This is a genomic window from [Micrococcus luteus] ATCC 49442 (genome assembly GCF_010367585.1).
Taxonomy (GTDB): domain Bacteria; phylum Actinomycetota; class Actinomycetes; order Actinomycetales; family Micrococcaceae; genus Arthrobacter; species Arthrobacter luteus_A.
In genome coordinates this window covers 1,954,255-1,979,322 of the sequence record NZ_JAAAXP010000001.1, presented here as the reverse complement: position 1 = coordinate 1,979,322, position 25,068 = coordinate 1,954,255, and the positions used below count along the sequence as shown (strand labels likewise).

Genomic DNA, 25,068 nt, shown 5'->3' with positions numbered 1-25,068 from the left:
ACGGATGGAGTGGGGCAAAGCCAGAAGGTCCGACGGCGGCCCGGTGGCCGGTCTGCTGGCGATGCTCCAGTGGCTGATCGCCCGGCTTAACGCTTTCCGGCCGATGCGCGCCTTGCAGCACTACACGCTCCAGCATGGCCCGCTCATGAGCGCCGGCATCGGCTTCAACATGTTTTTCTCCATCACGGGCCTCCTGGCCACGGGCTTCTCCATTGCCGGCCTGGTGCTCCGCGGCCAGCCTGCCCTGCTGGACACCATCATCAGCAGCGTGGCGCAAAGCGCGCCCGGCCTGCTGAAGGTTGACGGCGGAACGGGCCTGGTGGATCCCAAGGACCTGCTGAACCCGGACGGCCTCGGTTGGGCAGCGGTGATTGCTGCCGCGGTCACGGTGGTCACGTCCCTGGGCTGGATCGCCGGGCTCCGCGACGGCCTCCGCGGCGTGGTGGAACTGCCGCCGCTGAAGATCAACATCATCCTGCTGAAGCTGCGCGACGTCGGCACGCTGCTGCTCCTGGGCGTCGCCCTGGTGATCAGCGCCGGAGCGTCCCTGGTGTTCGGCACGGCCGCCGGCTGGGTCAGCGATTTCCTCCGGCTGGACCCTGCGGTGGCCGGTCCGCTGACCACGCTGATCAAGATCGGTGTGCCGCTGGTCCTGAGCTGGGTCACCGCCGTTGTGATGTTCCGCCTGGCCGGCGGGCTGAAACTGTCGCGGCGGGCCCTGCTGGAGGGGACCGTCCTGGCCGCCGTGGGCACCACCATCCTGCAGGTGTTCAGCACCGAACTGCTGGCCGGCGCGGGCAGGAACCCTATCCTGGCGCCTTTCGCCATCATCATCGGGCTCCTGATCTGGTTCAACCTGGTCAGCCAGGTCTACCTGGTCGCGGCCGCCTGGTCAGCCGTCCGCGACGGGGACCTCAAGAGCGCCCCTGCCGGACACGAGAAGGGGCTGTGGGGTGCCCGGCACATCCAGCCGGGTAAAACGCCTGTGGAGCACCACAACGGCGCCGCGGTGGCTACTGCGGGGACTGTGCGGCGTCGAGGTACTGGTCGGCCCAGGCAGAAATGATGCGGGCGGCGCGCGCTGCCTGACCCTTGCCGGTCAGCAGGTGGTCGCTGCCTTCGAGGGACACGAAGTTCCTCGGGTGCCGGGCCGTCTGGAAGATGGTGCTGGCATTCTCGATCCCCACCGTGTTGTCGGTGGGGGAGTGCATCACCATCAGCGGCTTGTGCAGCTGGCGGATGCAGTCTGTGAGGTCCGCGTGCTCCAGGTCCTCGACAAAGTGCTTCCTGATCTCCACGCGCTTCCCGCCGAGGTCCACTTCGGCACTGCCTTCGCTGAGGATCTTGTCCAGCGCTGCGTCGAACACGTGGGCCACATGCTTGGGGGAGAACGGGGCACCCACCGTTGCGACGGCGTCGAGCTCGGGGATCTGCCGCGCGGCCGAAAGCACTGCGGCACCGCCGAAGGAATGGCCCACCAGCAGGGAGATCGCCTTGCCCTGGGAACGCATGTACTCGGCGGCTTTCACCGTGTCCGCCACCTTGTGGCTGAACGAGCCCTCGGACCAGTGCCCGGCAGATTCACCCAGCCCCAGGTTGTCGAAGCGCAGCATGCCGATCCCGGTGTCTGCCAGGGCTTTGCACATCCGCGAGGCCGAGGGACTGTCCTTGCCCAGCGTGAAGCCGTGTGAGAACACACCCCAGCCGCGCACCGGCCCTTCCGGAACGTCGATGATGCCGGAGAGCAATTCGCCGGTGGATCCTTCGAAGCTGACTTTTTCGGAGCGGGACATGGGGACCTTTTCGTTTGGTGCCGGTAGGTTGCCGTGAAACCACGGCGGCGCCCCCACCTGGAAGGTGAGAGGCGCCGTCGTCGTACTTCTTGTGGTTCCGGTGGTGCTAGATCTTGCGGGAGAGGATTGCCTGCTTGACCTCGGCGATGGCCTGGGTCACCTGGATGCCGCGGGGGCATGCTTCGGAGCAGTTGAAGGTGGTGCGGCAGCGCCACACGCCTTCCTTGTCATTCAGGATTTCCAGGCGCATGTCGCCGGCATCATCACGGGAATCGAAGATGAAGCGGTGGGCGTTGACGATCGCGGCCGGGCCGAAGTACTGGCCATCGGTCCAGAACACGGGGCAGGAAGACGTGCACGCGGCGCACAGGATGCACTTGGTGGTGTCGTCAAAGCGCTCACGGTCCTCGGCGGACTGCAGGCGTTCCTTGGTGGGCTCGTGGCCCTTGTTGATCAGGAACGGCATGACCTCGCGGAAGGACTGGAAGAACGGCTCCATGTCCACAATCAGGTCCTTCTCCACCGGCAGGCCCTTGATGGGCTCAACGGTGATGGGCTTGGACGTGTCCAGGTCCTTCAGCAGGGTTTTGCAGGCAAGGCGGTTGCGGCCGTTGATGCGCATGGCATCGGAGCCGCAGACACCGTGGGCGCAGGAGCGGCGGAAGGAAACGCTGCCGTCGATTTCCCACTTGACCTTGTGCAGGGCGTCCAGCACACGGTCGGTGCCGTACATGGTCACCTTGAAGTCATCCCAGGTGGCGTCCTCGGACACCTCAGGGTTGTAGCGGCGCACGCGCAGGGTGACGTCGAATGTGGGGATCTCCCCGCCGCCTCCGACGTGTGCGGGCAGTTCGATCTTTGAGGCTGGCTCAGCAAGTTCGGCGGACATCTTAGTACTTCCTCACCATCGGCTCGTAGCGGGTAAAGACAACCGGTTTGGTGGCGAGGCGGATACCGGCAATTGCTTCTGCAGATCCGTCGGCCGGGGCGTGGTCATCCTTGTACGCCATGGAGTGCTTCATGAATTTTTCGTCGTTGCGGTCCGGGAAGTCCTCGCGGAAGTGTCCGCCGCGGGACTCCTCACGGTGCAGTGCCGCCACGGTCATGACCTTGGCCAGTTCCAGCAGGAAGCCCAGTTCCACGGCTTCGAGCAGGTCCAGGTTGAACCGCTTGCCCTTGTCCTGGACGCTGATGTTCTTGTAGCGCGCCTCGAAGGACTCGATGTCCCGGAGGACCTGGTTCAGGGTGTCAGCCGTGCGGAACACCTGCATGTTGGCGTCCATGGTGTCCTGCAGGTCCTTGCGGATCACGGCCACCTTTTCGTCGCCGGTGCCGTTGCGGGCAATGTTCAGCAGCTCGATGGTGTACGCCTCGGGGTCCTCGGGGAGGTCCACGAAGTCAGCCGTCTTGGCGTATTCGGCGGCGGCGACGCCGGCGCGCTTGCCGAACACGTTGATGTCCAGGAGCGAGTTGGTGCCCAGTCGGTTGGAGCCATGGACCGACACGCAGGCAACTTCACCGGCAGCGTAGAGGCCCGGAACCACGGTGTCGTTGTCCTGCAGGACCTCGGTGGTGATGTTCGTGGGGATGCCGCCCATGGCGTAATGGGCCGTCGGGAAAACGGGGACGGGCTCCGTGTAGGGCTCCACACCGAGGTAGGTGCGGGCGAACTCCGTGATGTCCGGCAGTTTGGCGTCGATGTGCGCCGGCTCCAGGTGGGTCAGGTCCAGGAGGACGTAATCCTTGTTTGGACCACAGCCGCGGCCTTCGCGGACTTCGTTGGCCATGGAGCGGGCCACGATGTCACGGGGTGCCAGGTCCTTGATGGTGGGGGCGTAACGCTCCATAAAGCGCTCACCCTCGGAGTTACGCAGGATGGCGCCCTCACCGCGTGCTGCTTCGGACAGCAGGATGCCCAGGCCGGCAAGGCCTGTCGGGTGGAACTGGAAGAACTCCATATCCTCCAGGGGGATGCCGCGGCGGAACGCGATGCCCATGCCGTCACCGGTGAGGGTGTGGGCGTTGGACGTGGTCTTGAAGACCTTGCCGGCGCCGCCGGAAGCGAAGACCACGGACTTGGCCTGGAAGACGTGCAGTTCACCGGAGGCGAGGTCGTAGGACACAACGCCGGCGACACGCTTCTGCTTGTACGGCGTGCCGTCTTCGCGGACGGCGTCTTCCTCGACCGTCAGCAGGTCCAGGACGTAGTACTCGTTGTAGAACTCGACGTTGTGCTTGACGCAGTTCTGGTAGAGCGTCTGGAGGATCATGTGGCCGGTGCGGTCGGCGGCGTAGCAGGCGCGGCGGACCGGTGCCTTGCCGTGGTCGCGGGTGTGGCCACCGAAGCGGCGCTGGTCGATCCGGCCTTCAGGGGTGCGGTTGAACGGCAGGCCCATCTTCTCAAGGTCCAGCACGGCGTCGATGGCTTCCTTGGCCATGACCTCCGCTGCGTCCTGGTCAACCAGGTAGTCGCCGCCCTTGACGGTGTCGAAGGTGTGCCATTCCCAGTTGTCTTCCTCGACGTTGGCAAGGGCCGCACACATGCCACCCTGCGCAGCACCTGTGTGCGAGCGGGTGGGGTAGAGCTTGGTCAGTACTGCTGTGCGCGCGCGCTGACCGGACTCGATCGCGGCGCGCATGCCAGCGCCACCGGCACCGACGATGACGACGTCGTACTTATGGACCTGCATACTTTGGCGCTCTTTCTCTCAAAATTCGCAATATAACAACGGGCAGGCGTTACCCGCACCGCAAAACACGGTCCGCTGCCCGTGAGCAGCGGAGCATAGGTGGCCTAGGCGGGGCAGAAGCCGCCCGGCAGCGGGACACCGTCAACAACGGGGCACGGGTTGAACGTGAAGATCACCAGGGTGCCAAGGACGATGATCACGGTGGTGGCCGCGTACAGAACGATCTTGAGCCAGAGACGCGTGGAATCCTTCTCGGCGTAGTCGTTGATGATGGTGCGGACGCCGTTGGTGCCGTGCAGCATGGCCAGCCACAGCATGGCCAGGTCCCAGACCTGCCAGAACGGGTCAGCCCACTTGCCGGCGACGAAACCGAAATCGATGGCGTGGATGCCCTCACCCACCAGGAGGTTGACAAAAAGGTGGCCGAAGATGAGGACTACCAGCACAATGCCGGACAGGCGCATGAACAGCCAGGCCAGCATTTCGAAGTTGCCCCGGCTGCTGCCGGTCCGGCGGTACTGGGGTGAAATCCTGCCGCTGCGCGGGCTGTCAATCGTTGCAGTCATGGCTTAGTGACCTCCAAGGGCAAGGGAAAGATGGCGAATGGAGAAGCCGACCATCACAACTACCCACAGGGCCAGGACAGTCCACAGCATCTGGCGCTGGTACTTGGCGCCCTTCTTCCAGAAGTCGACGGCGATGATCCGCAGGCCGTTAAAGGCGTGAAAAACAATCGCGGCAACCAGGCCCGTTTCACCCAGGGCCATGAGGGGGTTCTTGTATGCACCAATAACTGCGGTGTAAGCCTCAGGGGAAACACGCACCAATGAGGTGTCCAGCACATGGACCAACAAGAAGAAAAAGATCACTACACCGGTAATTCGGTGTCCTACCCAGGACCACATGCCTTCACGGCCGCGGTACAAGGTGCCAGCTGGTTTTGTCGGCACTGATAAACCTCCCTGCAACACAGCGGCGCTGGCATGAGATCCACGCGGGGGGAACGCCTGCTGCGAGAGCACTCGTAGCTCGAGCCTAAATCTAGGCTTCGCTCACAGCTTATTCAATTTAGGAACTCCTTGGTGACCCCGCAATGCCCGGATTTTGCTTTTAATTGAGACGAACACCACATGCAGCCGCCTGTGGAGGGCCCCGCGGACGCCCCCAAGCCCGGTGGCCGTGGGTGGTCGGCTAAAGTAGGCCTTGATGAGTACAGACAAAGTAACAAGCCCGGCATCACCCCTTGACCGTTTTATTGCGGTGATTCCGGCAGGCGGAGTGGGGACCCGCCTCTGGCCCCTGTCGCGTGCAGCAGCTCCCAAATTCCTTCACGATCTCACTGGTTCAGGCAGTACGTTGCTGCGGGCCACCTACGACCGTCTCGAGCCCCTCGCGGGCCGCCGGGTCCTGGTTGTCACCGGCACGGCCCACCGCGCAGCAGTGTGCCGTCAGTTGCCTGAGATCCAGGACGCCGATCTCGTGCTCGAAAGCGAGCCCAAGGATTCCGGCGCCGCAATCGGGCTGGCCGCCGCCATCCTGCATGAGCGGGATCCGGACACCATCATGGGTTCCTTCGCCGCGGACCAGGTGATCAGCCCGGACCACCTGTTCCACGCAGCGGTGCGGGAAGCCATCCATACGGCCGCAGCCGGCAAGATCGTGACCATCGGCATCAAGCCCACGCACCCGTCCACCGGCTTCGGTTATATCCGGGCCGGCCAGGAGCTCCATATCGAGGGTGCCCCCAGTGCGCAGGCAGTGGTGGAGTTTGTGGAGAAGCCGGACGAAGAAGTGGCCCAGCAGTACGTGGACAGTGGCGAGTACGTCTGGAACGCGGGGATGTTCGTGGCTCCGGTGGCCCTGATGCTCAAGCACCTGGAAGCCAACCAGCCCGAGCTGTTCAACGGCCTGCTCGAAATCGCCCGGGCGTGGGACACTCCGGACCGCGACGCCGTCACGGCCCGTGTCTGGCCCACGCTGCCTAAGATTGCCATCGACTATGCGGTGGCCGAACCTGCGGCGGCCGCCGGCGACGTCGCCGTGGTGCCGGGCACATTCGGCTGGGACGACGTCGGGGATTTCGCTTCCGTGGGCAGGCTCAACAGTGCGCGGGAAGTGGACGACGTCACGGTCATCGGTGAGGGCGCGCGTGTGTTCACGGAGAACGCCAGCGGTGTGGTGGTTTCCGACACCAAGCGCGTGATTGCCCTGATCGGTATTAAGGACGTGGTCATTGTGGACACCGGAGATGCCCTGCTGGTGACCACCAAGGAGCACGCCCAGCGGGTCAAGGGCGCAGTTGACGCGCTCAAGGCCAGTGGCGATACCGATGTCCTGTAGCCCCGTCCGTGGTGTCAAGGCGCGGCGCGGGCTGTAACGCTACGCCTCGATGACGCTATTTTGTGGACGCTCGCTAAAGTAAATGAGTGCGTAATTACACTACTGAAGCCGAGCCCACCGCATTGGTGCGGCCATGGCTGGAGCCGCTCCTGCCGGAACTGATCGATTTCCGCAGGGATCTCCATGCGCACCCGGAGCTCTCCTTCAAGGAATTCCGCACCACGGACAAGCTAGTTGAGCGCCTTGAGGCTGCAGGCCTGGCGCCGCGGCGGCTTGAGGGCACCGGCCTGACTGTGGACATCGGCGAAGGGTCGATCGCCACGGCCCTGCGCGGCGACATCGACGCATTGCCGATCATCGAGGAAACCGGGCTGCCGTTTGCCTCAAAGAACCATGGCGTGACGCACGCCTGCGGTCATGATGTCCACACCGCCACGATGCTTGGCGTCGCTTTGGTCCTGCAGAACATGCATGAGGAGTCCCCGCTCGGCGGCACCGTCCGGATCATCTTCCAGCCCGCCGAGGAGACCATGCCCGGCGGTGCGCTGTCCTGCATCGAGCAGGGCGTCCTGGATGGCGTGCCGCGCATCTTCGCGCTGCACTGTGACCCGAGGATCGACGTCGGGCGCATCGGCACGCGCATCGGCGCCATTACGTCCGCGTCGGACACCATCAAGATCGAACTCACCGGACGCGGCGGCCACACGTCCCGGCCGCACCTGACAGAGGACCTGGTGTTCGCCCTGGCGCAGATCGCCGTGAATGTTCCGGCCGTGCTCTCCCGCCGGGTGGATGTCCGCAGCGGGGTATCCGTGGTGTGGGGCCAGATCAACGCCGGCTCGGCTCCCAACGCCATCCCCGGCACCGGCTACATGGCCGGCACCATGCGCTGCCTGGACCGCGACGCCTGGCACGATGCCGGCGAACTTCTGGATGAGGTGGTGCAGCAGGTCGCCGCACCCTATGGCGTGGACGTGCACCTGGAACACACCAGGGGAGTGCCACCGGTGGTGAACTCCGAACACGAGACGGCGCTGATCGAGGCTGCAGCCCGCGCTGAACTCGGTGAGAGTGCTGTCACGCTCACGCCGCAGTCCATGGGCGGGGAGGACTTCGCGTGGTTCCTGGCCGAGCGGCCGGGTGCCATGATGCGCCTGGGCACCAAAACTCCCGGCGGCGAGGAATACGACCTGCACCGCGGTGACTACATCCTGGACGAGCGTGCGCTGGGCCTCGGCATCCAGGTCCTGACCGCCGCGGCCCTGCGGACCATCCGCGACCTCTGACCAACTCCGCCCCGAACGGACACCGCAGGCCCCGCCAAGGGCGCCAAGGTGTCCGTTCGTCGTTAAGAAGCCGCCTCCTTCTCCGCGCCAGGTCCGCGGCGGCATGCGAGATTAAGTTGTCCACAATTGAATTGTGCACTATTGTTGTTGCTATGACTGAAGCTCCCCGCCTGGACCGCCAAGTGTGCTTTGCGCTGTACTCAGCGTCACGGGCCGCTACGGCCGTCTACCGGCCCGTGCTCGAAGACCTCGGCCTGACATATCCGCAGTATCTGGTGATGCTGGTTCTCTGGGAATCGGAACCGAGGGGAGTCAAGGAACTCGGCGAAGAACTGGGGCTGGACTCCGGGACGCTGTCGCCGCTGCTCAAGCGCCTTGAGGCCGTGGGGCTCGTCGAGCGCCGACGGTCCGGGGAAGATGAGCGCCGTGTTGTTGTTCACCTGACCCCGACGGGGCGGGCGCTTAGCACCAGGGCCGGCGCGATTCCCCAACGCCTGGCTGAAGCCGCCGGACTGTCAGGTGAGGAGCTGGAACAGCTCCGCACCACCCTGGAACGGCTCACCCAGGCCCTGCACCGGGCACACTGAACGGTTCCGCTGAGCACGCAAGTTTCCGTAAACCCATATCCAACAGGACGGACCCAACCCATGAAAACTCTCTACACTGCCGAGGCGCTGGCCTCCGGCGAAGGCCGCGACGGCAATGCACGCACCAATGACGGCAAGCTGGATGTGAGCCTGGCCAGCCCCGTTGAGCTGGGCGGCAACGGCAAAGGCACCAATCCGGAGCAGCTCTTCGCGGCCGGCTACGCGGCCTGTTTCCACTCGGCGCTCCGTCTCGTGGGGCGCAAAGAGGGCGCCGACCTGACTGATTCCGCCGTGGCAGCCAAAGTCCACCTCGGCGCCGTGGGCAACGGTTTCGGCCTTGCAGCAGAGCTGGAGATCGCGGTTCCGGCCCTGGATCTCGCCACCGCCGAGGCCCTTGTGGCCAAGGCACACCAGGTCTGCCCCTATTCCAACGCCACCCGCGGAAACATGACCGTAGACATCAAGATCCTGGAGTTCGCCGCATGAGCATCGCCACTGCACTTCCTACGTCCACCCGCGAAATCCGTCTGGCGTCCCGTCCGGCAGGGCGTCCGGTACCCGAAAACTTCCGCCTGGCAGAGTCGGCATTGCCGGAGCTTCAGGACGGCCAGATCCTGGTGCGCAACCTCTACATCTCCGTGGACCCCTACATGCGCGGCCGCATGAACGACGTCAAATCCTACTCGGCGCCGTTCGCGCTGGATGCAGCGCTCGACGGCGGTGCCGTAGGTGAGGTGATCGCGTCCCGGTCCGAAGCGCGGAAGGCGGGGGACGTCGTCGTCCATCAGCTCGGGTGGCGCGAATACGCGGTGCTGGACGCGGATGCCACAACGGTTGCCCGCACGGACCTCGCTCCGGCGCCGGCCTTCCTGGGTGCGCTGGGCATGACCGGCCTGACGGCCTATGCGGGCCTGCTCAAGGTTGGCGAGTTCAAGCCAGGCGATGCAGTGTTCGTCTCCGGGGCCGCCGGGGCTGTTGGTTCACTGGTTGGCCAGATCGCCAAGGCCATGGGCGCCTCCCGCGTTATCGGCAGTGCCGGGACGCCGGAGAAGGTGGCGCGGCTCCTGGAGCTGGGCTTCGACGCTGCCTTCAATTACCGCGACGCGCCTGTCCGCGACCAACTCAAAGCGGCCGCGGACGGCAAAGGCATTGACGTCTACTTCGACAACGTGGGCGGCGAACACCTGGAAGCTGCTTTGGCCGAGCTGAATGTTGGCGGGCATGTGGCCATGTGCGGCGCAATCGCCCAATACAACGCGACCGAGCCCACACCGGCTCCGCGGAACCTTATGCTTGCCATCGGCAAACAGCTGACGCTCCGCGGGTTCCTCGTGGGCGGCGGCCAGCGCCAGCACCGCGCGGAATTCTTCGAGAAGATGTCTGCCTGGCTGGCAGACGGTTCGGTCCGCTATGACGAGACTGTGGTTGACGGTCTGGAGAACGCACCCCGGGCCTTTATGGACCTGCTCGACGGTGCGAACACAGGCAAGATGCTGGTCCGCCTCTAGCGGCAGGATGGCCGCCTGCGGGCGGCCATCTACTCGTTGGTAACAAATTCTCAACAATCTCCGGGAACCGGCGCCGATGTGGTAGCGGATGTGCTGCGGGCCACTAATGTGGGTCCTATCAGTGCGCTTCGGCGCAGTGCTGCGAAGCTGTCAGTGAAAACAGAATTTCAGTGTAGAAACGGACACTCATTGAATTCGGGTCGTAGCGCCACTCTCTCCCTGGAGGAAATTTTGAAGAACACTCTGCGCGCAAAGTTCAAGCGTGGTTCACTGTTCGGCGTGGCCTCAGTGGGTGCTACGGCACTTCTGCTGACCGGCTGCGGCGCAGCACCTGAGACCGGCGGCACCGCCACTGAGGCGGCGAGCGACTACACCGGCTGCATCGTCTCTGACTCCGGTGGATTCGACGACCAGTCCTTCAACCAGTCCTCCTATGAAGGGCTCAAGAAGGCCGAGGCGGACCTCGGCATCAAGGTCAACCAGGTCGAGTCCAAAACAAACAATGATTTCGAGCCGAACCTCCGGGCCATGGTTGCGGCCAATTGCGACCTCACCCTGACAATCGGCTTCCTCCTGAAGGACGCCACCAAGGCACAGGCCGAGGCCAACCCGGAGAGCCATTTCGCCATTATCGACGCCGCCTACGACGCGCCCATCAGTAACGTAAAACCCATCATCTATGACACCGCCCAGGCTGCCTTCCTGGCCGGCTACCTGGCTGCGGGCACCACCAAGACCGGAAGCGTGGCCACGTTCGGCGGCCGGAAAATTCCCTCCGTCACCATTTTCATGGATGGTTTTGCCGACGGCGTGAAGTACTACAACGAGAAGAAGGGCAAGGACGTCAAGGTCCTTGGCTGGGACAAGGCGGCCCAGGACGGCAGCTTCACCGGCGACTTCGAAAAGCAGGACGTCGGCAAGCAGCTGACGCAGAACTTCCTGGACCAGGGCGCGGACATTGTGATGCCGGTTGCCGGTCCGGTGGGCAAGGGCGCCGGAGCAGCGCTTATGGAGGCGAAGGCGGCCGGCGACGACGTCAAGCTCATCTGGGTGGACTCCGACGGGTTCCTGACCGCGCCGGAATACAAGGACATCATGCTTTCCTCGGTGATGAAGCTGATGGGCGAAGCCGTTGAAGCCGTGGTGAAGGACGACAAGGACGGCAAATTCACCAACACGCCCTATGTGGGCACCCTGGCGAATGAAGGCGTCCAGCTGGCACCCTTCCACAGTTTCGATGCGCAGGTCCCTGCCGACCTGAAGTCCGAGCTGGACCAGATCAAGAAAGACATCATCGACGGCAAGCTGAGCGTCGAATCTGCGTCGAGCCCCAAGGCTTAGTCCTCCCCGCAAGGCGCCACCCCCGGTTGGTCTTCGACCCCGCCGGGCGGTGGCGCTTTTCGTTTGGAGCTCGCAGGACGGCAGGCCGCCCACGCAGGACTGCACGCACTAGGCTGGTGCTGCAGCCACATATCCCGTCCGGTGGGGATTCACCGGACGCTTCGAGATTGGTCAGAGTTTTGAAACTTGAACTCAGAGGGATCACCAAACGCTTCGGCTCGCTGCTCGCCAACGACCACATTGACGTGGTGGTTGAACCCGGACAGATCCACTGTCTGCTGGGCGAGAACGGGGCCGGCAAGTCCACCCTGATGAACGTGCTGTACGGGCTGTACGAGCCCACCGAGGGTGAAATCCTCGTCGACGACAAGCCCGTGTCCTTCCGCGGGCCCGGCGACGCTATGGCAGCCGGAATCGGCATGGTGCACCAGCACTTTATGCTGGTGCCGGTTTTCACCGTGGCCGAGAACGTGGCCCTCGGAGCCGAGGCCACCAAGGCGGGCGGATTCCTGAACCTCGACGACACCCGGCGAAGGATCAAGGAAATTTCCGACCGCTACGGGTTCGACGTCGACCCCGACGCCCTGGTGGAGGACCTCCCGGTGGGGGTCCAGCAGCGCGTGGAAATCATCAAGGCCCTGGTCCGCGACGCCCGGGTCCTCATCCTTGATGAGCCGACGGCGGTGCTGACCCCGCAGGACACCGACGAACTGCTTGACATCATGCGCCAGCTGAAGGCCAGCGGCACGTCCATCGTCTTCATCTCGCACAAGCTGCGTGAGGTCAAGGCGGTTTCAGACACCATCACCGTCATCCGGCGGGGCAAGGTGGTGGGCAGCGCGGACCCGGCGGCCTCCACAACGGAACTGGCCTCCATGATGGTGGGACGGGCCGTCAGCCTCACCCTGGACAAGGCCCCGGCCAAGCCCTTGGAGAAAACGTTCCAGGTCACGGACCTCACGGTCATCGCCCCCAGCGGCCAGCACGTGGTGGACGGCATCAGCTTCGACATCGCCCGCGGCGAAATCCTGGCCGTGGCCGGGGTCCAGGGGAACGGGCAGACCGAACTGACCGAGGCCATCCTTGGCCTCCAGGAGCGGGTTCACGGCTCAATCAGGCTCGACGGCGAGGAACTGCTGGGCCGCAGCGTCAAGGACGTCCTCAACTCCGGCGTCGGCTTTGTGCCCGAAGACCGCTCGGTGGACGGGCTGATTGGCACGTTCTCCATCGCCGAAAACCTGATCCTGGACCGCTACGACCAGCCGCCGTTCGCCAAGGGGATCAGCATGAGTCCGGCGAAAGTCCTCGAAAACGCCAAAACGCGGATCGGGGAGTTCGACGTCCGCACCCCGTCAGGGTCACTGGCTGCGGGGACCCTGTCCGGCGGCAACCAGCAAAAGGTGGTCATGGCCAGGGAGCTGTCCCGGCCGCTGCGCCTTTTCATCGCCTCACAGCCCACCCGCGGCGTGGACGTCGGCTCCATCGAATTCCTGCACAAGCGGATCGTTGCTGAACGGGACCAAGGCACACCGGTCATGATCATCTCCACGGAACTGGATGAGGTCATGGAGCTCGCCGACCGGATCGCTGTGCTGTACAAGGGCAAACTGGTGGGCATTGTCCCGGCCGGCACCGGGCGTGATGTCCTGGGCCTGATGATGGCGGGTATCTCCGCGGAGGACGCCGCCGGCCCGGAGCACGCAGGTCCGGAGCACACCGGCCCGGGCGCCGTACAGGCCGATATGCCTGCCACTGGCACAGCAATTACTACGCCCCCGGCCGACACGAACGCTGCCGCAGACCGTCGCGCAGCCTCCAGCCCCGAAGGAGGCGATCATGCCTGAAGAGCATCACCCTAAGCACGCCGACCAGCCCGCGAAGCCGCACGAACCGAGCGCGGCAGCAGAAGAGACCGCCGCTGTAGTGGCCGTGGATACGGCGGGCGGCGCCATCAGCCCGTCGGCAGTGCCCGCCACGGCCCAAAGCGGAAAGATTCCCGGCGGCCCGGACACCCTGGCCCGGCGGATCTTCACCGGCAGCGGCATGGTCTCGGTCCTCGCTGTGCTGCTGGCCCTCATCATCGGCGGCCTCCTGATCGCCAGCACGGATGAGCGGGTGGCGGCTACCTCCACGTACCTGTTTGCCCGGCCCACCGATTTCCTGTCCGCCGTCTGGAACGCGGCCACCGGATCATACGTGGCGCTGTTCCAGGGTGCGATCTTCAACCCGCGCGCCGCCAGCGTGGCCGTCCAGTTTGCCCCGCTGATGGAGACCCTCACCATCGCAACACCCCTGATCACGGCCGGCCTGGGCGTGGCCCTGGCATTCCGCGCAGGCCTCTTCAACATCGGCGCGCAAGGCCAGATAATCATGGCCGGCATCCTCGCCGCGTGGGTGGGCTTCGCTCTCCACCTCCCTGTCGGACTGCACCTGCTGCTGGTCCTGGTGGCCGGCATCGTGGGCGGCGCCGTCTGGGGCGGGATCGTTGGGCTCCTCAAGGCGCGGACAGGTGCCCACGAGGTCATCCTGACCATCATGTTCAACTACGTGGCGCTGTACTTCCTTGGGTACCTGCTAAACACCCCCGCCTTCCAGCGGCCGGGCGAATCCAACCCCATTTCCCCCATCCTGGATCCAACGGCGGTATATCCGCAGATCTTCGGCTCACAGTACCGGCTGCATTTGGGCTTCCTCCTGGCCATCGCGGCCACGGTCCTGGTCTGGTGGCTGCTTAACCGCTCCACTGTGGGCTTTGAATTCCGGGCTGTGGGAGCCAACCCGAACGCCGCCCTGACCGCCGGCATCAACGTTTCCCGGTCCACCATCCTGGTCATGGCCATCGCCGGTGCGCTGGCAGGCATGTCCGGCGTGGCCCAGGTGGCAGGCACGGAAAAGGTCCTGACCGACGGTGTCGCGGCAACGTACGGTTTTGACGCCATTACGGTGGCACTCCTGGGACGTTCGACGCCGTGGGGCACCTTCGCTGCCGGCCTGCTGTTCGGTGCCTTCCGCGCCGGCGCCGTGCAGATGCAGATCCAGACGGGAACCCCCATCGACATCGTCCTGGTGGTCCAGTCGCTGATTGTCCTCTTTATCGCGGCCCCGCCGCTGGTGCGGGCAATCTTTGGGCTGAACCCCCGCCGCAAGAAGCCGGCCAAGGCCGGCAAATCCCAGCAGGCAGCAACCACCGGAGGTGCAGCATGAGCGCAACAGCAACATCGCCCCTGCCGGGACCGGGAACACCCGGAACAGCGCCCGGGTCCGAGGTCCAGGCAACATCCGGAAAACCGGTGGTCTGGAAGACTCCCGTGATGCTCTCCGCACTGGGGATCGTCGCCTTCGTCTTCTTCGGCCTGATGGCTTCGGACCAGACGGCAAAGTTTGGAATCTCCACCGGCGGTGATTTCTTCCAGCTCCCTGCAGTGGAAGTTCCTGCCATGGCGGGAGGCATTGTCCTCTCTGTCCTGATGCTGGGACTGGCGGCCTATGCCGTGTACCTGAAGACGAAAAACCAGCCGGTTCCGGCCTGGCTGACCATCACCTTCACGGTATTGTTTGTGGCCGCCTTCCTCATCTGGGTGGTGGGCGGCGCCCGGACGCCGAGCATTTCACTGGCCGGGCTCATCGCCGGTTCGGTCACACTGGCGGTTCCGCTGGTCTTCGGCTCGCTGTCCGGTGTGCTGTGCGAGAGGGTCGGCGTGGTCAACATCGCCATCGAAGGCCAGCTCCTGGGCGGTGCGTTCACCGCAGCGATCGTCGCCAGCGTCACGCAGAACCCTTTTGTTGGACTGCTCGCGGCCGCTGTTGCCGGCGCGGTGGTGTCCATGGTGCTGGCTGTATTCAGCATCAAGTACCTGGTCAACCAGATCATCGTGGGTGTGGTGCTCAACGTCCTCGTCTCCGGCCTGACGGGCTTCCTGTTCAGCACCGTGATGCAGGAGGACAAGGCCAGGTTCAACTCACCGCCGGGCCTGGAAATCGTCGAGATTCCCGTCCTTTCCAGCATTCCGATCCTCGGTCCCATCCTGTTCAAGCAGTCAGTTGTGGGTTACCTGATGTACGTCGCCGTGATCGTGGTGTGGGTGGGGCTGTTCAAGACCAAGTGGGGCCTCCGGGTGCGTGCCGTCGGCGAACACCCGCAGGCCGCCGACACCATGGGCATCAAGGTCAACGCCACCCGCTTCTGGAACGTGACCCTCGGGGGCGCCATTGCCGGCATCGGCGGATCGTTCTTCACCCTCGTGGCCATCGACAGCTTTACCAAGGAAATCTCCGGCGGACGTGGCTTCATCGCCCTGGCCGCCCTGATCTTCGGGCGGTGGAATCCGATCGGGGCGTTCTTCGCTGCCCTGCTGTTCGGGTTCGCTGACAACCTGCAGAGCATCGTGACCATCATCGGAACGCCCGTGCCCAGCCAGTTCATGGCCATGCTGCCATACCTGGTGACAGTGCTCGCCGTCGCAGGGCTCGTGGGCAGGTCGCGGCCGCCGGCGGCCAGCGGCATACCGTACGTCAAGGGATGACGCGGGTGGACGCCGAAATCATCGACTGGGACGTGCTCAGGGCCGAGGCAACTCGGGCCATGAAGAACGCTTACGCCCCGTATTCGAAGTTCCCGGTGGGGGCCGCGGCCTTCACCGCGGACGGACGGCTGGTGAGCGGCTGCAATGTGGAGAACGCCAGCTATGGCCTCACGCTTTGCGCCGAATGCGCGCTGGTGGGAAACCTGCACATGACCGGCGGCGGCCTTTTGCGTGCTTTTTACTGCGTGGATGCTGCCGGCAACGTGCTGATGCCGTGTGGCCGCTGCCGGCAGCTGCTGTATGAATTCCGTGCTCCGGGCATGGAGCTGATGACCACCCAAGGCATCAAATCGATGGACCAGGTGCTGCCCGACGCCTTTGGTCCCCAACATCTGGAGGACTCCGGTGACACAGGCAACTGAGGCGTTCGACGCCGTCGACATTATCCGTATCAAGCGTGACCGGGGCGTCCTCAGCCCTGAGCAGATCGACTGGACCATCGATGCGTATACGCGCGGTGCCATCGCGGACGAGCAGATGGCTGCGCTGAACATGGCCATCCTGCTCAACGGCATGGACCGGGCGGAGATCTCCCGGTGGACAGCGGCCATGATCGCTTCGGGGGAACGGATGGACTTCAGCGCACTCCGGCGGCCCGACGGCGGCGTGAAGGCTACCAGCGACAAGCACTCCACCGGGGGAGTGGGGGACAAAATCACCCTTCCCCTGGCACCGCTTGTGGCCGTATTCGGCGTGGCCGTCCCGCAGCTGTCCGGCCGGGGCCTTGGCCACACCGGCGGCACCCTGGACAAGCTTGAGTCGATTCCCGGCTGGCGGGCAGACCTGAGCAACGACGAGATGATGGCCCAGCTCCAGGACGTCGGCGCCGTGATCTGTGCTGCCGGTGCCGGACTGGCACCCGCGGACAAGAAGCTCTACGCCCTGCGGGATGTCACCGGCACGGTGGAGGCCATCCCGCTGATCGCCTCCTCCATCATGAGTAAAAAGATCGCCGAGGGCACAGGCTCCCTGGTCCTCGACGTCAAAGTGGGCAGCGGTGCGTTTATGAAGGATGAGGCACGCGCCCGGGAGCTGGCTGAGACCATGGTGGCCCTGGGCAAGGACGCAGGCGTTAATACTGTGGCGCTCCTGACCAACATGAACACACCTCTCGGCCTGACAGCCGGAAACGCCATCGAGGTGGAGGAATCCGTGGAAGTCCTGGCCGGCGGCGGCCCGGAAGACGTGGTGGAGCTGACCGTCCGCCTGGCCGGGGAGATGCTCGCCTGCGCCGGCGTCCGCGACGCCGATCCCCGCGCCGCGTTGCAGGACGGCCGGGCCATGGACGTGTGGAACCGGATGATCGGGGCCCAGGGCGGCGATCCGCGGGCCAAGCTGCCCGTGGCCAGGGAATCCGAGGTCATCCTGGCACCGGCCGACGGTGTTCTTGTGGAACTGGATGCCATGGCTGTCGGAGTGGCCGCATGGCGCCTGGGGGCCGGCCGGGCCCGCAAGGAGGACGCAGTGCAGGCAGGCGCGGGCGTCCGCCTGCACGCGAAGCCGGGGGCCATGGTCCGCGCCGGCGAACCGCTGATGACATTGCTCACCGACACCCCGGAGAAGTTCGCGCGCGCCAAGGAATCCCTGGAGCACGCGGTGACGATTGCTCCGGAGGGGGCCCGCCCGGCACAGCAGCTCATCATCGACCGAATAGCATAGGAAGAATGCAGGCCATCAATGAATTCATCCTCGCTGCCGCCGGACAGCCGTGGGTGCTCCTGCTTGTACTGGCCTGCTGCCTGATCGACGGGTTCTTCCCGCCGATCCCCAGCGAATCCGTGGTGGTCGGCCTGGCCGCCGTGGCCGCCACCGCGGACGTCCCCAATCCCTGGCTGCTGATGCTCGTGGCGGGCCTGGGGGCGTTCTCCGGCGACAACATCGCCTACCTCATCGGACGCCGCGTGGGGACCAGGCGCTGGCACTGGATGCGGGGCCCCCGGATGCAGAGCGCGTTCCGCTGGGCCGGGCATGAATTGAGGAAGCGGCCGGCATCACTGATCCTCGTGGCGCGCTTCATCCCCATCGGGCGGGTGGCCGTTAATCTCACCGCCGGCGTAACCCGCTATCCGCGTCTCCGCTTCGTGGGCCTGACGGTCCTCTCCGCCACCCTCTGGGCCTCCTATTCCGTGGGGATCGGACTCTTTTTCGGCCAGTGGTTTGAGAACAACCACTTCCTCGGCGCCGTCATCGCAATCATCTGTGCGGTGGGCCTGGGAATCGTCGTGGACCTGATTATCAACCGCGTCCGGGGCAAAGTTCCGGTTGTGGAGCGGCTGAAGGATCCTGACGCCCAGGGATGAGTTGCGGGCGTAGCGGGCGGCCTCCCGGGCATGGGACACTGAAGGGCGATTAACGTCACTTCCGGCAGCAGCATTTCGTCTAGGAGCAGCACCCGCGTGGAGTTTATTAATGAGGCCGTGCTCCATGCAGCGGGCCAGTGGTGGATCTACCCCGTCCTGCTGATGTTTTTCTTCATTGACGGCTTCGCCATGGTGGTTCCCAGCGAAACGCTGATTGTGGCCCTTGCAGCGTTCTCAAGGCATAGCGGGGAGCCCAATCTGTGGATCCTCGGCGCGACAGCCCTGGTAGGCGCCATCGCCGGAGACAATATGGCCTTTATGCTGGGCCGCAAGATCGGCCTGGAACGCTGGAAATGGATGCGCCGGCCCAAAATCCAGAAAGCCTTCGGCTGGGCACGGTACGAGCTGGACAAGCGCGGTGCCGTCCTGATCTTCACTGCGCGCTACATCCCGTGGGGCCGTGTTGCCGTTAACTATGTGGCCGGCAGCACCGGGTTCGGGCACCGCCGCTTCTTTCTTCTGGACGCTTTCGCCTGCCTCACCTGGGTTGGCTACTCCATCGGCATTGGCCTGCTCGCCAGCTCCTTCCCCTGGCTGCACCACAACCCCCTGCTGAGCGCTGGCATCGCCGTTGTGTTTGCGATCGTGCTCGGCATCCTGATCGACCACCTCCTACGGATGTGGCACAAGCACCTGGCCCGCAAGGATGCGGAAACCGTGGACGAATGGCTCGACGGCGGACCGGAAGGTGCGCTGCCCGTCCCCGCCACGGGATCACCCCTCCTGGCGGCCGCACCGGCGGATGCCGAGCAGCACGGAAAGTAGCGGCTGGCATAAGCCGCCTGCCGACCCTAAGGTTGGAACGTGACTGAGCCCATTGTTGACGCTGCCCATGCCATCGATTTCGACCTGAAGAGCCTGCCCAAGGTTTCGCTTCACGACCACCTGGACGGTGGTCTGCGTCCCGCCACCATCATCGAACTGGCTGAGGCTGTTGGCCACACGCTCCCGTCCACTGATTCTGTGGCCCTTGGCCAGTGGTTCCGCGAATCCGCCGACTCCGGTTCGCTGGTCAGGTACCTGGAAACCTTCGACCACACCGTCGCCGTAATGCAGACCAAGGAAGGCCTCTTCCGCGTCGCCAAGGAATTTGTCGAGGACCTGGCTGACGACGGCGTGGTGTACGGCGAAGTGCGCTGGGCACCGGAGCAGCACCTCCAGAAGGGGCTCACCCTGGACGAGGCTGTTGAAGCAGTGCAGGAAGGCCTCGAAGCCGGCGTTGACGCCGTGGCCGAGGGCGGCCGCGAAATTCAGGTGGGGCAGCTGATCACCGCCATGCGCCACGCCGACCGCGGCCAGGAAATCGCCGAACTCGCCGTCCGCCACCGCAACCGGGGCGCTGTCGGGTTTGACATCGCCGGCGCCGAGGACGGCTTCCTGCCGTCCCGCTTCAGGGACGCCTTCACCTACCTGGCCCAGCACAACTTCCCCGCGACCGTCCACGCCGGCGAGGCCGCCGGACTCGAAAGCATCCAGTCCGCCCTGGTTGACGGCCGGGCCCTTCGCCTGGGCCACGGCGTCCGCATTGCCGAGGACATCCTGGTGGAGTTCGGCGACGACGATGACACCGACGGCTCCGAGGCCGGGGAAGACAGCATTGGCCTGGTAACCCTCGGCGATCTGTCCAGCTGGATCCGCGACCGCGGCATCGCCCTGGAGATCTGCCCCTCCTCGAACCTCCAGACCGGAGCCATTGCCGGGTTCGGTGAAGGCATCGAGAGCCACCCCCTGGACATGCTGTACCAGCTGGGCTTCAACGTCACCATCAACACGGACAACCGGCTGATGAGCGGCGTCACCCTGACGGACGAATTCGAGCTCCTCGTGGAAACGTTCGACTACGACCTCGATGACCTGCTGGAGCTCACGCTGAATGCCGCCGAAGCCTCGTTCCTGCCGCTGGAAGAAAAGGAAGCGCTGGTGGAGTACATCAACGACACCTACGCCAACCTTGGCTGACGGGGTTCCCCTCGACAAGGCTCCCGTTGAGCGCCTTCTGGAGGTTGTAGCCCGGCTGCGGGAGCACTGCCCCTGGATGGCGGCCCTCACCCATGCCTCGCTGGTGGAGTACCTCCTCGAGGAAGCCTATGAGGTTGCCGAGACCATCGAGACCGGAGCGGATGATGCCGAACTCCGCGGCGAACTGGGCGACGTGCTGCTCCAGGTGGTGCTGCACGCCCGGCTCGCTGAGGAGCGAGGCTCGTTTACGTTCGACGACGTCGCGCGCGGGCTGGGTGCCAAGATGGTCCGCCGCAATCCGCACGTCTTCAGGCCTGACGGAACGCTTCAGGACTCTTTCCCGGCCACTGTTGAGGAGATCGTCCGGAAATGGGACGCGGTGAAGAGCTCGGAACGGCCCGAACGGCGGAGCCCCCTTGAGGGGATCCCGGATGCCCTCCCTGCCCTGGCGAAGGCGCAGAAGTTCCTGGACCGTGCCGAAAGATCCCCAACCGCCTCCTCCGCCGGCCAGCCCGGCCAGGAAACCCCGCGGTCGTGGGCCCTTCCGCGGTCACCGGAGGCCCCCGACGCAGCTGAGGCCTTCGGGACAGAAGAAGACCTCGGCGACATGCTTCTCGCCGTCGTCGGTTCTGCGCGTGCGCAGGGGTTCGACGCCGAGCGGGCGCTGCGTGGCGCCATCCGGCGGCGGTTTGAGGGCCCATCATGACGTCCGGGTGACGGATAGGGTTCCGTAACGTCCGCCACTCTCGACTACGCTGGTCCCTGACGATGACGTCCCCGCGTTTCCGCTATTTTTCAGTGTTAGATCCACCAAAAATCGCCCACCAAGGAGCACATCCATGGCGCTTATCGATGCCATTCACGCCCGCGAAATCCTCGATTCCCGCGGCAACCCCACCGTAGAAGTTGAAGTACTGCTCTCCGACGGCCAGATCGGCCGCGCAGCAGTCCCCTCCGGCGCCTCCACCGGCGAGCACGAGGCTGTTGAGCTCCGTGACGGCGACAAGGGCCGGTACCTCGGCAAGGGCGTCCAGAAGGCAGTTGACGCTGTCATCGACCAGATCGCTCCTGCCCTGATCGGCTTTGACGCCACGGACCAGCGCAGCATCGACCAGGCCATGATCGACCTGGACGGCACGCCCAACAAGGGCAAGCTCGGCGCCAACGCCATCCTGGGCGTTTCCCTTGCCGTGGCCAACGCAGCCGCCGCCTCCGCGGACCTGCCCCTGTACAAGTACCTCGGCGGCCCCAACGCGCACGTCCTGCCCGTTCCGCTGATGAACATCCTCAACGGCGGTTCCCACGCGGACTCCGACGTCGACATCCAGGAATTCATGATCGTCCCGATCGGCGCGGAGACCTTCTCCGAAGGCCTGCGCTGGGGCGTTGAGGTTTACCACAACCTCAAGTCCGTCCTGCAGGCCAAGGGCCTCTCCACCGGCCTGGGCGACGAGGGCGGCTTCGCGCCGAACCTGCCGTCCAACCGCGCGGCGCTGGACCTGATCCAGGAAGCCATCACGAACGCCGGCTACACCCCGGGCAAGGACATCGCCCTGGCGCTGGACGTCGCCTCCTCCGAGTTCTTCAAGGACGGCGCCTACCAGTTCGAGGGCAAGGCACTGTCCGCCACCGAGATGAGCGCCTACTACGCCGAACTCGTTGCCGACTACCCGCTGGTGTCCATCGAAGACCCCCTGGACGAAAACGACTGGGAGGGCTGGAAGACCCTCACCGACACCATCGGTGACAAGGTCCAGCTGGTGGGCGATGACCTCTTCGTCACCAACCCGTCCATCCTGCAGCGCGGCATCGACACCAAGACGGCCAACTCCCTGCTGGTCAAGGTCAACCAGATCGGTTCGCTGACCGAAACCCTGGACGCCGTTTCCCTGGCCCAGCGTGCCGGCTTCACCACCATCACCTCGCACCGCTCCGGCGAAACCGAGGACACCACCATTGCTGACATCTCCGTTGCCACCAACGCGGGACAGATCAAGACCGGTGCCCCGGCCCGCTCCGAGCGCGTGGCCAAGTACAACCAGCTGCTGCGCATCGAAGAGGAACTTGACGACGCCGCACGCTACGCCGGCCGCAGCGCGTTCCCGCGTTTCAAGGGCTAGTAGCCGCGTAAACCACTGACCGGTGGCTATGGTTGAAAGACCATAGCCACCGGTTTTTGTTTCGGCCTGCTGCTGGCAGGGCACTTGTGCCAGCAGCAGCCATTTGTTTCAGCGCCAGAGTTGCGGTCCGAGGCAGACCGCACGTTTCAGGAGTGTCATGGCTACCCGCCGTCCCAAAGTTCCCAAGGCCGCTTCCACGCGCAAGTCCGCATCGGACCACACCGGGGAAGCAGCCGGCACGGCTGACATCATTCGCGCCGACTTTGGCGGGACGCAAAGCGGTGCGGGCAGTGGCAGCGCCCACACCAAAGACACGCCACCGAGCGTGACCCGGGCCAGGGGGGCCGCGGGCACCGCAGCCACCAGAGGCACACCGGCGAAAGAATCGCCCGCCGCCAAAGCCGGGGGGAGCGCTTCTGCCGGCGGAACCACAAAGGGCGGGGAAGCGCAGGACGACGCCCAGCCAATACCTGCCAAGGCCTTCTCCGGACGTATGCTGGCACTCGCCGTCGTCATGATTGCCATCACCATCATGCTCGCTCCCACCGTCAAGATCTTCTTCGACAAACGCGCCGAGCTCGCCGCCCTCAGCGACGATATCGCCGCCCGCCAGGTGGAGGGGGACAGGCTGCGCCAGCAGATCTCGCGCTGGCAGGATCCCAACTATGTGAAACAGCAGGCCCGCGACCGCATTAACATGGTTATGCCGGGCGAAACCGGCTACTGGGTCTTCGGCAGCGAACTGCCGGCCGGAACCGGCAGTAGCCAGAACGCCGCAGCAGCGCAAGACCCCGCCGATCTGCCGTGGGTGGATTCCCTGTGGGAGTCCGTCCGGCGCGCGGCCACAGACTGAACCACCAGAGGAAGGATGGCCGCGCCAGTGGAAGCACGTACGGCACCTGAGCCGGAGAAATCCCGCCAGCCATCAGCACATGATCTTGAAGTACTCAGCAGGCAACTGGGACGGCCGGTGCGCGATGTCGTCGAAATCCCGGCGCGTTGCGTATGCGGCAACCCTTTGGTGGCTGCCACCGCACCGCGGCTGGGGATCGGCACGCCTTTCCCCACCACGTTCTATCTGACCCACCCGGTGATCACCTCTGCAGTCTCGAGGCTTGAAGCTGCCGGGCTGATGAACGAGATGAATGAGCGGCTCACCGCGGATGAGCCGCTGGCCGCTGCCTACCGTGCTGCGCACGAGGACTACCTCGCCGCCCGGGCCGGCATCGGCGAGCGGGCGGGCATAGGGGCGGGTCCCGGAAATCGACGGCATCTCCGCCGGAGGCATGCCCACGCGCGTCAAGTGCCTGCATGTACTGGTGGGGCACTCCCTGGCTGCCGGGCCAGGCGTGAACCCCCTGGGCGACGAAGCCATCGCCGGCATCAGCGAATGGTGGACGGCAGACCGCTGCTACTGCGGGGGCGCCTGGGACACTGCCGGGGAAGCCCCCTCCCGGGACCTGAGCCGGCACGGACCGCAGGGCCTGCCGGACATCGTGGGCCGTCCCGCCCCGGTCCGCAAAACCGCCGGCGCGCCGGAAGCCGGTTCGTGACCCGCGTCGCCGCCATTGACTGCGGCACCAACTCCATCCGCCTGCTCATCGCCGATGTGGACCGCAGCAACGGGACGGCCAAACTGACCGACGTGGTCCGCGAAATGCGTGTTGTCCGGCTGGGCCAGGGCGTGGATGCCACAGGTGAGCTGGCCCCGGAGGCGCTGGAGCGCACGTTCGCGGCCACGGCCGACTACGCCGCGCTGATCCGCGAACACGGCGCGGAGTCTGTACGTTTTGTGGCCACCTCGGCCAGCAGGGATGCCCGCAACCGCCATGTTTTTGTGGACGGAATCCGGGATCTGCTGGGCGTCGAGCCGGAGGTCATTTCCGGCGACGAAGAGGCCGCCCTGTCCTTCGCAGGGGCAAGCAGCGTCCTGCCTGTCCACGACGGCGATCAGGTCCTGGTGGTTGATCTCGGCGGCGGAAGCACTGAGTTCGTCCTCGGCACCCCCAACGGTGTCACAGCCGCCAAGTCGGTGGACATCGGCTGCGTCCGCCTGACGGAACGGCACCTGCATAGCGACCCGCCAACTGCGGAACAGATCGCCGCCGCAGAGGCCGACGTCGACGCCGCCATCACCCGCGCGGGGGTGGACGTTCCGCTGGAACGCGCCACCGCCGTCGTCGGCGTTGCAGGCTCCATTACCACCATTACAGCCCATGCCCTTCGCCTGCCGGAATACTCCCCGGCGGCGATCCATGGAGCTGAACTGCCGATTGCCACCATCACCGCAGCCGCCGCCGACCTCCTGGCCATGACCAGGGCAGAACGTGCCGGCCTGCCGTACATGCACCCGGGCAGGGTGGACGTGATGGGTGCCGGCGGGCTGGTGTGGGGCCGGATCCTGGAGCGGCTGCAGTCACTCAGCGCGGGGCGGATCGTCACAGCCACTGCCAGCGAACACGATATTCTTGATGGTATTGCCCTGAGCCTCAACTGATTCC

The 25,068-nt window shown here is 65.1% G+C and carries 24 protein-coding genes and 1 pseudogene; 20 read left to right on the top strand and 5 right to left on the bottom strand.

Features of this window, described 5'->3' with window-relative positions; genetic code table 11:
* Window positions 1-4: 4 nt before the first annotated feature.
* Window positions 5-1,066, top strand: a complete 1,062-nt coding sequence (locus GUV69_RS08820) for a YihY/virulence factor BrkB family protein (RefSeq protein ID WP_164201557.1) — start codon at window positions 5-7, stop codon at window positions 1,064-1,066.
* On the opposite strand, the gene GUV69_RS08815 is transcribed toward GUV69_RS08820, so the two are convergent.
* The 5 genes from GUV69_RS08815 to sdhC all read right to left on the bottom strand — a co-directional run bounded on the left by GUV69_RS08815 (window position 1,014) and on the right by sdhC (window position 5,433).
* Window positions 1,014-1,793: an alpha/beta hydrolase family protein gene (locus GUV69_RS08815; RefSeq protein ID WP_164201555.1), complete on the bottom strand. Its 780-nt coding sequence runs from the start codon at window positions 1,791-1,793 to the stop codon at window positions 1,014-1,016. The genes GUV69_RS08820 and GUV69_RS08815 overlap by 53 nt on opposite strands.
* A gap of 106 nt (window positions 1,794-1,899) precedes the next feature.
* A complete protein-coding gene (locus GUV69_RS08810) occupies window positions 1,900-2,682 on the bottom strand; it encodes a succinate dehydrogenase iron-sulfur subunit (protein WP_164201553.1) in 783 nt (260 codons plus the stop codon).
* Between the two features lies 1 nt (window position 2,683).
* Complete coding sequence (gene sdhA, locus GUV69_RS08805; RefSeq protein ID WP_164201551.1) at window positions 2,684-4,483, bottom strand: succinate dehydrogenase flavoprotein subunit; 1,800 nt, start codon at window positions 4,481-4,483, stop codon at window positions 2,684-2,686.
* Between the two features lie 104 nt (window positions 4,484-4,587).
* Complete coding sequence (locus GUV69_RS08800) at window positions 4,588-5,049, bottom strand: succinate dehydrogenase hydrophobic membrane anchor subunit (protein ID WP_164201549.1); 462 nt, start codon at window positions 5,047-5,049, stop codon at window positions 4,588-4,590.
* A gap of 3 nt (window positions 5,050-5,052) precedes the next feature.
* Window positions 5,053-5,433, bottom strand: a complete 381-nt coding sequence (gene sdhC, locus GUV69_RS08795) for a succinate dehydrogenase, cytochrome b556 subunit (RefSeq protein WP_082576094.1) — start codon at window positions 5,431-5,433, stop codon at window positions 5,053-5,055.
* A gap of 256 nt (window positions 5,434-5,689) precedes the next feature.
* Between sdhC and GUV69_RS08790 the strand changes: the two genes are divergently transcribed.
* The 19 genes and pseudogenes from GUV69_RS08790 to GUV69_RS23185 all read left to right on the top strand — a co-directional run bounded on the left by GUV69_RS08790 (window position 5,690) and on the right by GUV69_RS23185 (window position 25,064).
* A complete protein-coding gene (locus GUV69_RS08790; protein WP_164201548.1) occupies window positions 5,690-6,823 on the top strand; it encodes a mannose-1-phosphate guanylyltransferase in 1,134 nt (377 codons plus the stop codon).
* Window positions 6,824-6,909: 86 nt separating this feature from the next.
* Window positions 6,910-8,109 carry an amidohydrolase gene (locus tag GUV69_RS08785; protein WP_164201546.1) on the top strand — a complete coding sequence of 400 codons (1,200 nt, stop codon included), beginning with the start codon at window positions 6,910-6,912 and terminating at the stop codon, window positions 8,107-8,109.
* Window positions 8,110-8,261: 152 nt separating this feature from the next.
* On the top strand, window positions 8,262-8,696 hold the full coding sequence (locus GUV69_RS08780) for a MarR family winged helix-turn-helix transcriptional regulator (RefSeq protein WP_164201544.1): 435 nt from the start codon (window positions 8,262-8,264) through the stop codon (window positions 8,694-8,696).
* A 60-nt stretch (window positions 8,697-8,756) separates the two neighbouring features.
* The gene (locus GUV69_RS08775; protein ID WP_164201541.1) at window positions 8,757-9,182 is read left to right on the top strand and encodes an organic hydroperoxide resistance protein; all 426 of its coding nucleotides are present in this window, start codon (window positions 8,757-8,759) and stop codon (window positions 9,180-9,182) included.
* On the top strand, window positions 9,179-10,204 hold the full coding sequence (locus GUV69_RS08770; protein WP_164201539.1) for an NADP-dependent oxidoreductase: 1,026 nt from the start codon (window positions 9,179-9,181) through the stop codon (window positions 10,202-10,204). Before GUV69_RS08775 ends, GUV69_RS08770 begins: the two co-directional genes overlap by 4 nt.
* A gap of 231 nt (window positions 10,205-10,435) precedes the next feature.
* Window positions 10,436-11,545 carry a BMP family lipoprotein gene (locus GUV69_RS08765; protein WP_164201537.1) on the top strand — a complete coding sequence of 370 codons (1,110 nt, stop codon included), beginning with the start codon at window positions 10,436-10,438 and terminating at the stop codon, window positions 11,543-11,545.
* Window positions 11,546-11,724: 179 nt separating this feature from the next.
* The gene (locus tag GUV69_RS08760; protein ID WP_164201535.1) at window positions 11,725-13,389 is read left to right on the top strand and encodes an ABC transporter ATP-binding protein; all 1,665 of its coding nucleotides are present in this window, start codon (window positions 11,725-11,727) and stop codon (window positions 13,387-13,389) included.
* Window positions 13,382-14,749, top strand: coding sequence for an ABC transporter permease (locus GUV69_RS08755; RefSeq protein WP_164201533.1), 1,368 nt, complete (start codon window positions 13,382-13,384; stop codon window positions 14,747-14,749). Before GUV69_RS08760 ends, GUV69_RS08755 begins: the two co-directional genes overlap by 8 nt.
* Complete coding sequence (locus tag GUV69_RS08750) at window positions 14,746-16,068, top strand: ABC transporter permease (protein WP_164201531.1); 1,323 nt, start codon at window positions 14,746-14,748, stop codon at window positions 16,066-16,068. The genes GUV69_RS08755 and GUV69_RS08750 overlap by 4 nt, the downstream gene beginning before the upstream one ends.
* On the top strand, window positions 16,065-16,490 hold the full coding sequence (locus tag GUV69_RS08745) for a cytidine deaminase (protein ID WP_208786616.1): 426 nt from the start codon (window positions 16,065-16,067) through the stop codon (window positions 16,488-16,490). Before GUV69_RS08750 ends, GUV69_RS08745 begins: the two co-directional genes overlap by 4 nt.
* On the top strand, window positions 16,474-17,787 hold the full coding sequence (locus GUV69_RS08740) for a thymidine phosphorylase (RefSeq protein WP_164201528.1): 1,314 nt from the start codon (window positions 16,474-16,476) through the stop codon (window positions 17,785-17,787). Before GUV69_RS08745 ends, GUV69_RS08740 begins: the two co-directional genes overlap by 17 nt.
* 5 nt (window positions 17,788-17,792) lie before the next feature.
* Window positions 17,793-18,428: a DedA family protein gene (locus tag GUV69_RS08735; protein ID WP_164201526.1), complete on the top strand. Its 636-nt coding sequence runs from the start codon at window positions 17,793-17,795 to the stop codon at window positions 18,426-18,428.
* Window positions 18,429-18,524: 96 nt separating this feature from the next.
* Window positions 18,525-19,253, top strand: coding sequence for a DedA family protein (locus tag GUV69_RS08730; RefSeq protein ID WP_164201524.1), 729 nt, complete (start codon window positions 18,525-18,527; stop codon window positions 19,251-19,253).
* Window positions 19,254-19,292: 39 nt separating this feature from the next.
* Complete coding sequence (locus GUV69_RS08725) at window positions 19,293-20,447, top strand: adenosine deaminase (protein ID WP_164201522.1); 1,155 nt, start codon at window positions 19,293-19,295, stop codon at window positions 20,445-20,447.
* A 76-nt stretch (window positions 20,448-20,523) separates the two neighbouring features.
* Window positions 20,524-21,153 carry a MazG nucleotide pyrophosphohydrolase domain-containing protein gene (locus GUV69_RS08720; RefSeq protein WP_164206356.1) on the top strand — a complete coding sequence of 210 codons (630 nt, stop codon included), beginning with the start codon at window positions 20,524-20,526 and terminating at the stop codon, window positions 21,151-21,153.
* Window positions 21,154-21,286: 133 nt separating this feature from the next.
* Complete coding sequence (eno, locus tag GUV69_RS08715; protein ID WP_164201520.1) at window positions 21,287-22,567, top strand: phosphopyruvate hydratase; 1,281 nt, start codon at window positions 21,287-21,289, stop codon at window positions 22,565-22,567.
* 157 nt (window positions 22,568-22,724) lie between these two features.
* Window positions 22,725-23,420, top strand: a complete 696-nt coding sequence (locus GUV69_RS08710; RefSeq protein WP_164201518.1) for an FtsB family cell division protein — start codon at window positions 22,725-22,727, stop codon at window positions 23,418-23,420.
* A 15-nt stretch (window positions 23,421-23,435) separates the two neighbouring features.
* Window positions 23,436-24,120 (top strand): annotated as a pseudogene (locus tag GUV69_RS23190) (DUF501 domain-containing protein).
* Window positions 24,117-25,064, top strand: a complete 948-nt coding sequence (locus GUV69_RS23185) for a Ppx/GppA phosphatase family protein (RefSeq protein WP_164201516.1) — start codon at window positions 24,117-24,119, stop codon at window positions 25,062-25,064. The pseudogene GUV69_RS23190 and the gene GUV69_RS23185 overlap by 4 nt, the downstream one beginning before the upstream one ends.
* Window positions 25,065-25,068 lie beyond the last annotated feature (4 nt).